This window comes from Rhodococcus sp. 05-2255-3B1 (assembly GCF_002258545.1).
In the GTDB taxonomy this organism is placed as follows: Bacteria; Actinomycetota; Actinomycetes; order Mycobacteriales; family Mycobacteriaceae; genus Rhodococcoides.
The window spans coordinates 44666-59026 of sequence record NZ_NOZC01000029.1 but is presented as its reverse complement, the minus strand read 5'-3'; the positions used below and the strand labels follow the sequence as shown (position 1 = coordinate 59026).

At 64.1% G+C, this 14361-nt stretch carries 12 protein-coding genes; 7 read left to right on the top strand and 5 right to left on the bottom strand.

The window, feature by feature from the left end; translation table 11 throughout:
• Positions 1 to 35: 35 nt before the first annotated feature.
• Genes CH249_RS16930 through pdhA form a run of 3 tightly spaced genes read right to left on the bottom strand, consistent with a single transcriptional unit; the run spans position 36 to position 3451 of the window.
• Entirely contained in the window at positions 36 to 1328 is a 1293-nt protein-coding gene (locus tag CH249_RS16930; protein WP_094681563.1) for a dihydrolipoamide acetyltransferase family protein, read from the bottom strand.
• A 48-nt stretch (positions 1329 to 1376) separates the two neighbouring features.
• The gene (locus CH249_RS16925) at positions 1377 to 2372 is read right to left on the bottom strand and encodes an alpha-ketoacid dehydrogenase subunit beta (RefSeq protein WP_032397600.1); all 996 of its coding nucleotides are present in this window, start codon (positions 2370 to 2372) and stop codon (positions 1377 to 1379) included.
• Positions 2369 to 3451, bottom strand: a complete 1083-nt coding sequence (pdhA, locus tag CH249_RS16920) for a pyruvate dehydrogenase (acetyl-transferring) E1 component subunit alpha (RefSeq protein ID WP_032397601.1) — start codon at positions 3449 to 3451, stop codon at positions 2369 to 2371. The genes CH249_RS16925 and pdhA overlap by 4 nt, the downstream gene beginning before the upstream one ends.
• 134 nt (positions 3452 to 3585) lie before the next feature.
• On the opposite strand from pdhA, the gene CH249_RS16915 reads away from it, so the two are divergent.
• Both CH249_RS16915 and CH249_RS16910 read left to right on the top strand, forming a co-directional pair.
• Positions 3586 to 4065, top strand: a complete 480-nt coding sequence (locus tag CH249_RS16915; protein WP_032397602.1) for an Lrp/AsnC family transcriptional regulator — start codon at positions 3586 to 3588, stop codon at positions 4063 to 4065.
• 168 nt (positions 4066 to 4233) lie between these two features.
• Positions 4234 to 5349: a Glu/Leu/Phe/Val dehydrogenase gene (locus CH249_RS16910; protein ID WP_373453518.1), complete on the top strand. Its 1116-nt coding sequence runs from the start codon at positions 4234 to 4236 to the stop codon at positions 5347 to 5349.
• Between the two features lie 49 nt (positions 5350 to 5398).
• On the opposite strand, the gene CH249_RS16905 is transcribed toward CH249_RS16910, so the two are convergent.
• A complete protein-coding gene (locus tag CH249_RS16905; RefSeq protein WP_094656484.1) occupies positions 5399 to 6316 on the bottom strand; it encodes a LysR family transcriptional regulator in 918 nt (305 codons plus the stop codon).
• Between the two features lie 173 nt (positions 6317 to 6489).
• Here CH249_RS16905 and CH249_RS16900 point away from each other — a divergent pair, with 173 nt between their 5' ends.
• Genes CH249_RS16900 through CH249_RS16880 form a run of 5 tightly spaced genes read left to right on the top strand, consistent with a single transcriptional unit; the run spans position 6490 to position 12824 of the window.
• Entirely contained in the window at positions 6490 to 7524 is a 1035-nt protein-coding gene (locus CH249_RS16900) for an Ldh family oxidoreductase (protein ID WP_094645427.1), read from the top strand.
• Positions 7525 to 7552: 28 nt separating this feature from the next.
• Positions 7553 to 8668, top strand: coding sequence for an ABC transporter ATP-binding protein (locus tag CH249_RS16895; RefSeq protein WP_094681562.1), 1116 nt, complete (start codon positions 7553 to 7555; stop codon positions 8666 to 8668).
• Complete coding sequence (locus CH249_RS16890) at positions 8665 to 10428, top strand: iron ABC transporter permease (RefSeq protein WP_094629367.1); 1764 nt, start codon at positions 8665 to 8667, stop codon at positions 10426 to 10428. Before CH249_RS16895 ends, CH249_RS16890 begins: the two co-directional genes overlap by 4 nt.
• A complete protein-coding gene (locus CH249_RS16885) occupies positions 10429 to 11550 on the top strand; it encodes an ABC transporter substrate-binding protein (protein ID WP_094645430.1) in 1122 nt (373 codons plus the stop codon).
• Positions 11551 to 11591: 41 nt separating this feature from the next.
• On the top strand, positions 11592 to 12824 hold the full coding sequence (locus tag CH249_RS16880; protein ID WP_094629369.1) for an NADP-dependent isocitrate dehydrogenase: 1233 nt from the start codon (positions 11592 to 11594) through the stop codon (positions 12822 to 12824).
• Between the two features lie 84 nt (positions 12825 to 12908).
• Here CH249_RS16880 and CH249_RS16875 read toward each other — a convergent pair whose 3' ends face one another.
• Complete coding sequence (locus tag CH249_RS16875) at positions 12909 to 14360, bottom strand: NAD-dependent succinate-semialdehyde dehydrogenase (protein WP_094681561.1); 1452 nt, start codon at positions 14358 to 14360, stop codon at positions 12909 to 12911.
• Position 14361 lies beyond the last annotated feature (1 nt).

Here is a 14361-nt window from a genome sequence, read left to right as displayed (position 1 = left end):
AAGCCCCTTTTCTTCACACGGTACGAGCCGGGAAATCAGCCCAGCGCGATCATATCCACCGGGCTGCTCAACAACCGGCCGACGAGCGCGAGAAACTGCGATCCTTGCTGGCCGTCGACGAGGCGATGGTCGAACGAGAGCGACAGTGTCGTCACCGACCGTAGTGCGATCTGGCCCTCGTGCTCCCACGGCATGCGGCGAATCGAGCCGAAACAGAGGATGGCAGCCTCGCCGGGGTTGAGGATCGGCGTACCGGCGTCGACTCCGAAGACCCCGACGTTGGTGATGGTGATCGTGCCGTCGGCGAGATCGGCAGGACTGCTCTTGCCTTCCTTGGCCGTCCGCGTCAGATCCGACAGCGCGCGGGCGATGTCCACCAGAGACTTCTCGTGAGCGTCCTTGATGTTCGGCACCATCAGCCCGCGCGGAGTCGCGGCGGCGATACCGAGGTTGACGTAATGCTTGGTCACTATCTCCTGACTCGTCTCGTCCCACGAGGAGTTGAGCGACGGATTCGATTTGAGCGCAACGAGAACCGCCTTGGCGACCAGAGCCAGCGGGGTCAGACGAACGTCGGCGAAGTGAGCGGACGCACGGAGGGAGTCCAGCAGAGTGAGAGTTTCGGTGACGTCGACGGTGACGAACTCGGTGACGTGCGGAGCGGTGAACGCGCTGCGCACCATCGCCTCCGCCGTGTGCTTGCGCACTCCCTTGATCGGGGTCCGTTCTTCGCGACCGGCCCGTTCCGCTGTCCGCTCCTCGACCGGGTTGTCACCCGCGAGGTAGGTGTCGATGTCCTCACGGGTGACGTCGCCGCGGTCTCCGGTGGCCGGCACCTCGGCGAGGTCGACGGCGTTGTCCTTGGCCATCTTTCGCACCGGTGGCGCAGCCAGCGGTTTCCCGTTCTGTCCGGTCGGTGTCGGGGTGGCCGGTGCTGCACCTCGGCCACCGCGTCGACTGGAGCCTTCCTTCGCCACGCCGTAGCCGACGAGAACCGGAACACGCTCGTCCCCGTCTTCGGCGGGAACCGTCATGTCCACATCGGGAACGGCAGGCTCCGGCTCGACACCGCCCTCGTCGTCGCCACCGACCCTGATGTCGATGATCGGTACGCCGACCTCGACGGTGTCACCCTCCGACACGTGAAGGGCGGCAACGACCCCGGCGAACGGTGAGGGAAGTTCGACGGCGGCCTTGGCCGTTTCGACCTCGGCGATGTTCTGATTCAGCTCGATGGTGTCACCGACGGCGACGAGCCAGGTCAGCAGATCGGCTTCGGTGAGTCCTTCCCCGAGGTCGGGCAACGGAAAGCTCTTGATGGTGGGCATCGTCGAATCCTGTTCGGTACGTATCGGCGGCGGTCGGTGAGCGCGAGGTCAGTGCGAGCGGCAGCGGTCGACTGCGTCGAGAATCCGGTCGACATCGGGAAGGAAGAATCGCTCCAGTTTCGATGCCGGGTACGGAGTGCCGAAGCCACCGACGCGCAACACCGGCGCCTCGAGGTTGTAGAAGCACCGTTCGGAGATTCGAGCTGCGATCTCCGAACCGAGTCCCATGAACACCGGTGCCTCATGGGTGACGACGAGACGCCCGGTCTTGCGCACCGAGGCCTCGATGGTCTCGAAGTCGATGGGCGAGAGCGAGCGGAGATCGATGACCTCGATCGACACTCCCTCGTGGGCAGCGACTTCGGCGGCCTTGCGTGCGGTGGCGACGAGTGGTCCGTACGCGATCAGGGTGACGTCGGTGCCTTCGGTGACCACCCGTGCCCGATGCAGCGGATACGACGCGTCGGCATCGAGGTCGATGGGGCTCTTCTCCCAGTACCGACGCTTCGGCTCGAAGAACAACACCGGATCGTCGCTCGCGATGGCCTGCTGAATCATCGAGTAGCCGTCGGCGGCGTTGCTGCAGGTGACCACGCGAAGACCCGCGGTCTGCGCGAAGTATCCTTCGGGAGACTCCGAATGATGCTCCACGGCACCGATTCCGCCGCCGTAGGGCACCCGGATGGTCATCGGAATCTTGACGTTGCCACTGGTGCGGTAGTGCAACTTCGCCACCTGCGAGACGATCTGGTCGAACGCCGGATAGATGAAACCGTCGAACTGAATCTCGCACACCGGCCGAAAGCCTCGCATCGCGAGGCCGACGGCGGTGCCGATGATCCCCGATTCCGCCAGCGGCATGTCGAGTACTCGACCGGGACCGAAGTCCTTCTGCAGGCCGTCGGTGATGCGGAAGACACCGCCGAGCTTGCCGATGTCCTCGCCCATCAGCAGGACCTTCGGGTCGTTCTCCATCGCTCGTCGCAGACCTGCATTGATGGCCTTGCCCAACGGGAGACTGGTGGGCCGTTCCAGGGTGGTCATGACGTAGCTCCTTCGAATCCGGCCTGGTACGAGGCGAATTGGGCGCGCTCGTCGTCGAGTAGGGGGTGGGGATCGGCGTAGACGTTGTCGAACACCGACATCGCGGTCGGCTCGACGGTTTCGAGGCAGCCGCGGCGAAGCTCGGCTGCGACCTCGTCGGCGGTGCGCTTCACCGAGGCGGCGAATGCGTCGTCGAACACGCCGATTCGCCTGAGCAACTTCTCGATTCGATCGATCGGATCCTTGGCGCGCCATTCGTCGTCGGTGGCACCCGAGCGGTACCGCGTCGGATCGTCGGAGGTGGTGTGCGGGCCCATGCGGTAGGTGACGGCCTCGATGAGCGTCGGGCCGCTACCTTCGCGGGCGCGGGCGAGCGCCGCCCTGGTGACGGCCAGGACGGCGAGAACGTCGTTGCCGTCCACGCGCACCGACGGGATGCCGTATCCCTCACCGCGAGCGGCGATCGTGGCCTTCGTCTGCACCGTGACCGGTTCGGAGATGGCCCACTGGTTGTTCTGGCAGAAGAACACCACCGGTGCGTGGAAACTCGCGGCGAAGCCGAGTGCCTCGGAAATATCGCCCTGGCTGGTCGCGCCGTCGCCGAAGTAGGTGATGGCCGCGCCCTCGGCCCCCTCGAGTTGCATACCGATGGCGTACCCGGTGGCGTGCAGGCCCTGAGATCCGACGATGATGGCCGGCGTCGTCATGCGGTATTCGTACGGGTCCCAGCCCGAGAGGGTCGATCCGCGCCAGAAGCGCAGCATCTGCGTCGGGTCGACGCCCCGGCAATAGGCGACCCCGTGCTCGCGGTAACTGGCGAACACGAAGTCCTCGGTGTCGAGAGCGCGGGCCGAACCGACCTGCGCCGCTTCCTGACCGAGCAGCGGTGCCCACAACCCCAGTTCGCCCTGTCGCTGCAGTGCGGTCGCCTCGGTGTCGATGCGGCGAACGACCACGAGATCTCGGTACAAGTCCATCATCGCGGCCGTGTCGATGTCGGCGACCAGCGGCGAGTAGGTCTCGTTGCGGACCACCGTCCCAGATTCCTTTATCAGCTGTACCAGCGAGGTGGTAGTCATGATCGTCGCACTCTCCGTCGTGATGTGATGTCCTTCACAAGGACACCACCGACATCCACCCTGCACAAGTGATGACTTCACAACTGCGCAGTGTGCACAATATTGGGTAACGACCGAGCGACAGGAAGTGCGCAATGACCGATCTGGACAAGACCGACGCCCGACTCCTCCTCGCCCTCTGCGCCAAACCGCGCGCCACCGGCGTCGAACTCGCCACCACGTTGGGGCTGTCCCGCAACACCGTGCAGGCGCGCCTCGGCCGTTGGGACGACAAGGGATCGCTCACGCCCATCGATCACCGCATCCCACCGAAGTCGTTGGGACGCCCGTTGCAGGCGTTCGTGACCGCGCAGGTCAACCAACACACGCTCGCCGCAGTGACCCAACACCTTCGCACCATCCCGGAAGTGCTCGAAGTGTTCGGGCTGTCCGGGGCCGCGGACATGCACATCCGCATCGCGGCCGTCGATGCCGACGACCTGTACCGCATCGCAGGTCTCATTCTGGACATCCCCGGGGTGGAGCGCACCAACATGTCCATCGCGATGAGCGAGCTGATCCAGTACCGCACCAAGCCGTTGCTCGAACAACTCGCCGAGGACGGTCGTCGCTGAGCAGCCCGACCATCCCGGCTCGGTCGATCCGAGATGCACCGTGCAACATGCACATTCTCGGCAACAGCGGTTGACCAGCGTGCACGTTCACGACACCCTTCGGGGACACGAATTCCGGATACCACCCATTTCCGGTACCGCCGCCTCATCACCCGAAAGAGACCGCCTGTGTCCGTCGTTGCCGACCACCCCGCCGCATCGAGCACCTCGTCCGATTCCTTCCCCGCCGCGACCGGCGTCTTCGATCGTCCCGACATGCCGCGCGACTGCGCACACGAACGCGTCGTGTTCTGCCAGGACCCCGACACCGGTCTGCGCGCGATCATTGCGGTCCACTCCACGGTCCTCGGTCCGGCTCTCGGCGGAACTCGCTTCTACCCTTACGTTTCCGAGCAGGAAGCGTTGACCGACGTGCTGCGCCTCTCCCGCGGAATGACGTACAAGGCGGCCGTCGCGGGAGTCGATCTCGGCGGCGGAAAGGCAGTGATCATCGGTAACCCCAACGCCATCAAGACCCCGACGCTACTGGGCGCGTACGGCCGATTCGTCGAGTCGCTCGGCGGAACCTACGTCACCGCGGGCGATGTGGGCACCAACAGCGACGATCTCGACATCATCGCCGAGGAGACGGCGCACGTCGTCGGCAAGAACACCACCGCCGGCGGCACCGGCGACAGCGGCCCCCAGACTGCGCTCGGAGTCTTTCTCTCACTCCTGGCCGCAGCCGAATCCACATGGGGCTCGGACGATCTGACCGGCAAGCGTGTCGGCGTCGAGGGCGCGGGCAAGGTGGGCTACAACCTCGTCTCACTGCTTCGCGAAGCCGGTGCCGAGGTGGTCGTCAGCGACTCCTATCCGCCTGCCCTCGATCGCATCGTCGCCGACTTCCCCGGTGTCACCGTGGGATCCGACATCATCGGTGCCGACATCGACGTCTATGCGCCGTGCGCCATGGGTGCCACTCTCGACGCGTCCTCGGTGGCCCGGTTGTCGGCGTCCATCGTCTGCGGCGCGGCCAACAATCAACTGCTCACACCCGACGTCGAAGCGATGCTGGCTGCCCGCGGAATCGTCTGGGTACCCGACTACGTCGCCAACGCCGGCGGCCTGATCCAGGTGGAAGGCGAACTGCGCGGCAAGGATTCGGCTCAGGTGATGGCCACGATCGGCAAGATCCGCGACACCGTCACGGGCATCTTCGCCATCGCCCGCGCCGAGGGCATCCTGCTCGGGGCAGCGGCCGATCGTCTGGCCGAGGATCGAATCGCGGCCGCCCAGGGCTGAGAGGTGGTATCCCTCCGGCATCCCGCACCGACGACGGCCTGTCGGAGGACTACCCCTGAGAAAGGTTGTATCCCTTCACGACCCGATGAAGCAGCCCTTCCAGGCGGAGACTGGCAACGGACGGTTTGACGTCCGACGGACGAGCCGTACAGATCCGCCGTGCCGGTACGGACGCGGCGAGCCGCTTGACGACGACCTCGCCGCGGACGTAGCTGGTGGCGAGTTGGGGGCACAGCGTGACACCGAGACCCGCGGCGACCATGGCCTGCGTTTCCTGATAGTCGCTCGCTTCGACCGCCACCGTCGGCGTGAAGCCGGCGGTGTCGGCACAGCGCCAGAGATGCTCTGTGGTGGGGTGACCTCCAGCTCGCACGATCCAGTCGTCGTTGCTCAGATCCGAGAGCTCGACCGTATCCGCGTGCGCCAGTTCGTGATCACGCCGAACAATCAATACCGTTGAGTCGCTGAGAATTTCGCGAACGGTCAGACCTTCGTCGACGGTTCGATTCCACGGATAGTCCCACGTCAGCGCCAGATCGAGCTGCCGCGTCTCGAGCAACTCCCGCAAAGGTGCGATTCGGCTCGAATGTATCGACAGACGAATTCCCGGGTGCGCCTCACGTAGTCCGATGACGACGTCGGGCAACAACGACGCGGCAAACGTGGGAAATACTCCGAAGCGAACTGTCCCGGTGAACCCTTCGGCGAGCTCACGGAGATCGTCTTTCATCCCGTCGAGTTGCTCGTCGATGGCGCGTGCCCTCACGACAACCGCTCGCCCGGCCTCGGTCAAGCGCACACCGCGTGCATGTCGCTCGACGAGCTCGACGGCGAGTTCGGACTCCAACTTGCTGATTTGCTGCGAGATGGCCGACGAGGTGTATCTCAGCTCGTCGGCTGCCGCGGCCATAGATCCGTGTCGTCCGACAGCCGACAAGATCTGCAGCCGGGTCAAATCGGCCCTCATCTACCCAACTTTAGCATCACTTATGTCGGACTCAAGAAACCTTGACTACTACTTATCTATCGGCGCTGCCATAGTGGCTTTCGAGAGTGATCCAGGCCATAGGCCACCGTTCACCGGACCTGTTCCGCGAACGTTCCTCGACACTCCCCGACTGCACAGAAAGCCATGGCACCATGTCGACAGTTACGGTTTCCGCCGCCCAACTCGAAGATCTCGCATCGCGAGCACTGATCACGTGCGGCATGTCCGAGGCGTCAGCTCGGACCATCGCAGAAGTCCTCGTGTTGGCCGACCTGTTCGGCATCCACACACACGGAATCCAACGGGTCCCCCAGTACCTCGACCGCGCCGCGATCGGGGGCATGGATCCGCGCGCCGACGTCACCACCACCAGACCTGCCCCCGCTCTCGCGCTGATCGACGGTGCCAACGCAGTGGGACCTCTGGTCGGTAGTGCTGCACTCACCGCAGCCATGGACGGTGCCCGAACATGCGGTGTGGGAGCGGCGTTCGCACGGCACAGCAACCATTTCGGGCCGGTCATGCCGTACCTTTTCAAGGCTGCTTCGGAGGGATTCGCGGCGATCATCGCCAGTAATGCGACGACCACCATCGCACCGTCCGGAGGGAAGGCCACCCGGGTGGGCAACAACCCGATGGGATGGGGTGTCCCCAATCCGGGTGGCGACCCCATTCTTCTCGACATCGCGTTGAGCGTCGCAGCACGAGCGAAGATTCGGGCCGCGCAAACCGATGGCCGCACCATTCCCGCCACGTGGGCCACCGACAGCGCAGGCCACCCCACGACCGATCCGAGCGCTGCGCTCTCGGGGTTCCTGCAGCCCATCGCGGGCCACAAGGGATACGGGCTGGCGGTCATGGTCGACCTGTTCGCCGGATTACTTTCCGGTGCGGCATATCTGGACAAGGTCAGCTCATGGAGCGTCTCACCCGAGCGGGCCCAGAACCTGGGGCACTTCTTCGTCCTCGTCGACACCGAGCTGCTGCTCTCCGGGCCCGATCTGCACGAGCGCGTCCAGGACTTCGGGGATCGGTTGCATTCGGTTCCGGCAACAGATCCCGCCGATCCCGTTCGACTACCGGGCGAATACGAGATGGCGCGTTACCACGAGCAGATCCGAGACGGGATCACGCTCGACGACAGTGATATTCGAGCGTTGCATCAGCTCGTCGAGTCTCGGGTCTGAGAAGAACCGACAAGTCGAAGGAATTCCCATGAAGGTATCGATAGAGAATTTGACCCTCGCCTACGGAAAGAACACCGTCGTCCGCGACCTCGATCTCGAGATTGCCGACGGAGAATCGCTCGTGTTACTCGGTCAATCCGGCTGCGGCAAGACCAGCACCATGCGTTGCGTCGCAGGTCTCGAAAGTCCGAACGAAGGACGAATCACCATAGGCAACAACGTGATGCACGATTCATCCAGTGGCCGAACCGTACCGCCCAACAAGCGCAACGTCGGAATGGTGTTTCAGTCGTACGCGGTATGGCCTCATCGCACCGTGTTCGAGAATGTCGCATTCTCGCTGCAGATGCAGAAAGTCGGTAAGGACGAACTCGTCTCCCGCGTGTACGAGACACTCGATCTGGTCGGGCTGCGTGAGTTGGCCGAGCGCGGAGCCAGCCTGTTGAGCGGTGGCCAGATGCAGCGGGTAGCCCTCGCACGGAGCCTGGTCATGCGCCCCAACGTCCTGTTGCTCGACGAGCCGTTGTCCAATCTCGATGCGCGTCTGCGCGAACGCCTGCGAATGGAACTACGTGAACTACAACTGCGACTCGGCCTGACCACGATCTACGTCACGCACGATCAGGTGGAAGCATTCGCCTTGGCCGACCGCATCGCGCTGATGCAGAACGGCCGAATCGTCCAGAGCGGCGCACCCGATCAGATCTACACCGCGCCCGCCAGTGGGTCGATCGCAGAGTTCCTCGGCGTGGGCAACCTGTTCGCGTGCTCACCCACTCCTGGCATGTCCGGAGCAGTCACGCTCACCGACCACGACTTCACGGTCCGAATCGATGCCACCGTGCCCGACAATGCCGACCGACTGCTCGTGTGCCTGCGTCCCGAGGACATGACCGTCACGCCCGTACACGACGAGCCGGCTACGGGAGTGGGTTGGGCAGGGCGTGTCGACGTCGCGAGCTACCAGGGGGCGTCCATTCGTTACCGCATCACTCTCGACGGCGGGCCGAACATCGAGGCCCTCGCCACCGGGGCCGCGAAACGGGCGCTGCACGTGGGAGAACGGGTCGCCGTCGACATCACACCCGGAGCCGCACAGCTGCTGGTCGACGACCGCACGCAACTCGTCGGGGCTCACTCGTGAGCGCCCCCACCACCGACCGTCCGCGGCACGCACCGGCACCGACGCCGAGCGTCTCGGTGTCGCGCACCCGCAACCGTCGGCTGCGGCGGAGCCTTCCGACACTCGTCCAACTCGCGCTTCTCGCGCTCATCGTCCTGTGCCCGATGTTCTTCATCGTCATGGGTGCCTTCACCGACAATCCCGACCGCAGCAACGTCTTCGACTTCGGTCACTTCACTTTCGACAACTTCGCTCTACTGGGACGCCAGTCGGCTCGAGAGGCGATGTGGAGCTCCGCGATCGTCGGAATCGGATCGTCGATTCTCGCCCTCCTCATCGGTGCGACATTGGCGTTCCTGGCCGCAAGAACCAACATCCCGGGTCGAAAATTGATCTACGGCATCGGAATTGCCCCACTGTTCCTGCCGTCGCTCGTCGGTGCGCTGGCGTGGGCTCTGCTCGCCGGCCCCGCAACCGGTTACCTCAATCTCGCCCTGACTGCCCTCGGACTCCCCGGATTCGTCGACATCTACAGTTTCGCCGGAATGATCTTCGTTCTCGGCCTGTATTACGCTCCGTATCCGTTCCTGATGATTCACTCGGCGTTGTCGTTGATGAATCCGGATCTGGAAGATGCAGCCAGCCTGCACGGGGCAGGGCTCACCCAGATGCTCCGCAAGATCACCTTTCCGCTCGTGCTTCCTGCCACGATCGGATCCGGCATACTCGTGTTCGCCCTGACCGTCGAGAACTTCGCCGTCGCACAGGTCATCGGTGTACCCGGCGGCGTGGACACCCTGCCCACCCTCATCTATCGACTCATGAACGCTGCGCCTGCCCGCAGTAACGACGCGGCAGCCATCGCCGTCGTCCTCACCGTTCTGCTCGTGATCGTCGTGGCCTTGCAGAACAGAGTGACCGGCAGCAAGGAATACACAACCGTCAGCGGCAAGGGAGTGCGCGCACGACAGGTGCCACTTCGGGGCTGGCGTTGGCCGGCCGCCGCTCTCGCATGGCTGTACTTCGTTCTCGCCGTGGCACTCCCGATGGGAGCCCTCGTGGTGGCGTCGCTCCAGACCAGCCCGTACCTGGCCCGATTCGGGGAGTTGTTCGACGCAGGCGCATTGTCCCTGTGGAGCCTGGGGCAAACAGTTCAGGACCCGGACTTCCACAACGTTGTGCTCAACAGTGTCATCGTCGGTGTGTCGACCGCGGCCATAGGCACGACTTTCTGTTTTGCGTTGGCGTACACCCGGTACCGGACCAGGTCGCCCGGACGATCGGTGCTGGAGTACCTGGCAATGCTGCCGTTGGCAGTTCCCGCCATCGTGCTCGGGCTGGGTTTGCTCTGGACCTGGCTGGCGTTGCCGGTGCCGATCTACGGAACTCTCGCCGTCCTCGTCGTCGCATTCATCGCAGTCTTCCTGCCGCAGGGATACCGCGGAGTGTCCTCCTCCATCGTTCAGCTCGACCAGGACCTCGAGGACAGCGCAGTGATGCTCGGCGCGAGCCGAGCAAAGGCCATCCGATTCGTGACAGTGCCCCTGCTCCGAATCGGGCTGTCCTCGACCTTTCTGCTGCTGCTCATGTTGTCGATGCGCGAATTGACTGCGGCCCTGTTCCTTTTCACCTCTGACACCAGACTGCTGTCCATAGCGATCTTCGACGCCTACGACAACGGATCCATCCGATCGGCAGCCGAACTCGGGTTGCTCTACTGCGTCGTGATCGGCGTTCTTGCTGCACTGTCCCGCCGATTCGGCGCAAAGGAGTCCAAGTAGATGACCACATCGACGATCCGGCGGTTCGGGGCCGCAGTGTGCGCGATCGCGGTCGCCGCGGTGACCGCATGCAGTCCACCACCGCAGGCCCCATCGCTGGCACGGTCGGCCGCGTCCATCACCGAACCAGGTGGGGCTCTGGTGATCGACGGCGAGCAGATCGCAGACCCGGATCTGTGGTCGCGCGCAGAATCCGAGGGCACGATAACGCTGTACAGCGGATACACCCAGGACACCGAATCCGAGGTGCTCGAACAGTTCGAGGCCGACACCGGTATCGAGGTGAAACTCGTTCGCTTGACCTCCAATCGGCTCTACGAACGCCTCACGGCCGAATACAGTACCGGTCGCCTCGATGCAGACGTCATCCGGATTTCCGACCCCGGATTCGTTCGGGGTCTGGCCGAGCGCGGACTGTTCCAGCCCTACTTGCCCGGTACTGCGGACAATCTGCAGGATGACGTCTCGTTCGACGACAACCGATATTTCCGCACGTTCAACCCGATCTACACCTTCGGCTACAACCGCGCTGTCGTCGACGACGCCGACGCCCCCACGTCGTGGAATTCTCTTCTCGAGGATCGTTGGGACGACAAACTCGGTATCGCGCAGGCCGGTTCGGGCGGAAGCGCGCTCGCTCTGACTCGATTTCAGCGCGATGTTCTCGGCGACGACTACCTCCGCAGATACTCCTCGGAGGCGCGAGTGTTCGACTCGATCGGTGCCCAGCTCGATGCCTTGGCCCGCGGCGAGATCAACGCGGGCACCGTCGTCGTGAGCAGCGTGAACATCGCGAACAACGAGAACGCTCCTGTCGATTTCGTCGTACCGGACGAGGGAGTCACCTCGTACGACTACTACACGGGAGTTGCCGACACCGCACGCAATCTTGCTGCCGCACAGGTATTCATGAACTGGAACCTCTCCACCCGCGGCCAGCGGGTGTTCACCGACCTCGGCGAATACTCGGTACGGACCGACGTCGATCCGCCGAACATTCTCGGTGTTCAGCTCCCCGACTTCACCGATCCCAAGGTGCACCGGATCACCCCGGAGGAATCGACCACCCACTCCGCCGAGGATCAGACTGCGTGGAACTCGATCTTCGGATACAACGAATGACCCTGCCGCAGTGCAGAGTCCACTGAAGGGACCTACCTCTCATGCCGAAGCCGAAAACCCGAGTCGAGGGCACCGTCGTCGAACTGGACGGCGACGAGATGACCCGAGTCATCTGGCACTACACCAGGGATCATCTGATCCTTCCGTATCTCGACGTGAACCTCGAGTACTACGACCTGGGAATACGGTCCCGCGACTCCACCGACGATCAGATCACCGTCGACGCTGCACGAGCTGTCGAGAACCACGGTGTCGGCGTGAAGTGCGCCACCATCACACCCGACGCCGGCAGAGTGGAGGAGTACGCTCTGCGACAGATGTGGCGCTCGCCCAACGGCACCATTCGGAATGTACTCGGAGGGACTATTTTTCGAGCCCCCATCATCATCTCGAATGTTCCCCGACTCGTGCCCGGGTGGACCGAACCCATCGTAATCGGGCGTCACGCCTTCGGCGACCAATACCGCGCCACCGATTTCACCGTGCCCGGGCCGGGTACCGTCACCATCACCTACACCCCCGACGACGGAGGCGAACCGATACAGCACGAGTTGGTGAGGTTCACCGACGAAAGCCTCGGCGGAGTGGTGCAGGGTCAGTACAACTTCACCCAGTCCATCATCGATTTCGCGCGGGCCTCGTTGAACTACGGTTTGCAGCAGAACTATCCGGTCTACCTGTCGACGAAGAACACCATCCTGAAGGCGTACGACGGCCGATTCAAGGACGTCTTCGAGCACATCTATCGGACCGAGTTCCAGACCGAGTTCGAGGCAGCCGGACTGACGTACGAACACCGCCTCATCGACGACATGGTCGCGTCGGCCATGAAGTGGAAAGGCGGGTACGTGTGGGCCTGCAAGAACTACGACGGAGACGTGCAATCGGACTCGGTCGCACAGGGATTCGGTTCACCTGGCTTGATGACGTCCATCCTGCTCACACCGGACGGCAGAACATGCCTGACCGAAGCTGCCCACGGAACCGTGCGACGCCACTTCCGTAGGTACGAGGCCGGTGAACCCACGTCGACCAACCCGATCGCGTCGATCTTCGCCTGGACTCGCGGCCTCGAACACCGCAGCAAGTTGGATGGAACGCCCGACGTGGGCCGGTTCGCCCGCACACTCGAACACGTCGTCGTGAGGACCGTCGAAGACGGTCGAATGACGAAGGACCTCGCAACACTGATCGGTGAAGACCAGCACTACCTGACCACCGAGCAGTTCCTCGACGCGGTCCGCTACGAATTGGACCGAGAAATGCGGCGATGATCTCGGCACACGACGCTCCACTCCCGGTCGTGGATCGAGGGGCATCCTGCACCCACGGCCTGGGGTGGAGCGAAACGTGCAGCTCTACCGTAGAGCGATGTATTTGGTCTCGAGGTATTCCTCGATGCCCTCCGACCCGCCCTCGCGGCCGAAGCCCGATTCCTTGACGCCACCGAACGGGGCGGCCGCGTCGGAGATCGCACCGCGGTTGACCCCGACCATGCCGGTGTCCAGTGCTGCCGACACCCGCAGTGCTCGGTCGAGGCTCTCGGTGTAGAAGTAGGCCACCAACCCGTACCGGGTGTCGTTGGCTGCGGCGACGGCCTCGTCCTCGGTGTCGAATCCGATGATTGCCGCGACGGGCCCGAAGATCTCGTCCTGCAACAGATTCGCGTCGGCCGGGATTCGGTCGAGCACCGTCGGCGCGTAGAAGAATCCGGGTCCCTCGGGTGCGGCTCCGCCGGTGCGCACTCGGGCTCCCTTCACCACGGCGTCGTCGACCAGTGCGGTGACCGTTCGACGCTGCTTGTCGTTGATGAGCGGCCCGATGTCGGTACCGTCCGCATCACCGGGACCGACGGTCAGCGCGTCGATCCGTGCGGTCAGCTTCGCGGTGAATTCCTCGCGCACCGAGTTGGCGACGTACAGACGATTCGCTGCCGTGCACGCCTCGCCGCCGTTGCGCATCTTGGCCAGCATCGCTCCGTCGACAGCGGCGTCGACGTCTGCGTCGTCGAACACGATGAACGGGGCATTGCCACCGAGCTCCATCGACGTCCTCAACAGACGATCGGCAGCGTTGCGCACCAACAGTTTTCCCACCCCGGTGGAACCGGTGAACGTGATCTTTCGCAGCCTCGGATCGTCCATCAACGGTCCGGTGACGGACGCGGCGTCGGAGGCCGGGAGTATCGACAGCACGCCACGGGGCAACCCGGCGTCGGCGAACACCTGCCCGAGCAGAAGCATCGTCAGCGGGGTGTCCTCGGCCGGTTTGACGATGACGGTGCACCCCGCCGCCAGCGCCGGCCCGATCTTGCGTGTGCCCATGGCCAACGGGAAGTTCCACGGGGTGATCGCCAGGACCGGACCGACCGGCGACTTGGTGACCAGGATCGAACCGTTGCCCGCAGGAGCGGGGGTGAACCGACCGCCGACCCGGACGGCCTCCTCACCGAACCAGCGTAGGAATTCGCTGCCGTACTTCACCTCGCCGTGGCTCTCCGCCAACGACTTTCCCATTTCGAGTGTCATCAGCAGAGCGAAGTCGGCAGCACGCTCCTGCAGCAGATCGAAGGCGCGCCGCAGAACCTCGGCACGCTCACGAGCGGGCGTCGCCGCCCACCCCGGCTGCGCCTCGGCGGCAAGGTCGAGCGCGGTGATGCCATCGGCTGCGGTGGCGTCGGCGACAGTGGTCAACTCCTCGCCGGTCGCCGGGTTCAGCACCGAGAATCGCGCGCCCGACGCAGAGGGAGTCTGCACGCCGCCGAGCCACAGTTCGGTGGGCAGCTTGGAGATCAGGTCGACAGCCGACATG

What these genes read in the sequence shown, in the direction of transcription:
- CH249_RS16930 (WP_094681563.1), bottom strand. Translation starts at nt 1,328, where the DNA reads ATGCCCACCATCAAGAGCTTTCCGTTGCCCGACCTCGGGGAAGGACTC.
- CH249_RS16925 (WP_032397600.1), bottom strand. Translation starts at nt 2,372, where the DNA reads ATGACCACCCTGGAACGGCCCACCAGTCTCCCGTTGGGCAAGGCCATC.
- pdhA (WP_032397601.1), bottom strand. Translation starts at nt 3,451, where the DNA reads ATGACTACCACCTCGCTGGTACAGCTGATAAAGGAATCTGGGACGGTG.
- CH249_RS16915 (WP_032397602.1), top strand. Translation starts at nt 3,586, where the DNA reads ATGACCGATCTGGACAAGACCGACGCCCGACTCCTCCTCGCCCTCTGC.
- CH249_RS16905 (WP_094656484.1), bottom strand. Translation starts at nt 6,316, where the DNA reads ATGAGGGCCGATTTGACCCGGCTGCAGATCTTGTCGGCTGTCGGACGA.
- CH249_RS16900 (WP_094645427.1), top strand. Translation starts at nt 6,490, where the DNA reads ATGTCGACAGTTACGGTTTCCGCCGCCCAACTCGAAGATCTCGCATCG.
- CH249_RS16895 (WP_094681562.1), top strand. Translation starts at nt 7,553, where the DNA reads ATGAAGGTATCGATAGAGAATTTGACCCTCGCCTACGGAAAGAACACC.
- CH249_RS16885 (WP_094645430.1), top strand. Translation starts at nt 10,429, where the DNA reads ATGACCACATCGACGATCCGGCGGTTCGGGGCCGCAGTGTGCGCGATC.
- CH249_RS16880 (WP_094629369.1), top strand. Translation starts at nt 11,592, where the DNA reads ATGCCGAAGCCGAAAACCCGAGTCGAGGGCACCGTCGTCGAACTGGAC.
- CH249_RS16875 (WP_094681561.1), bottom strand. Translation starts at nt 14,360, where the DNA reads ATGTCGGCTGTCGACCTGATCTCCAAGCTGCCCACCGAACTGTGGCTC.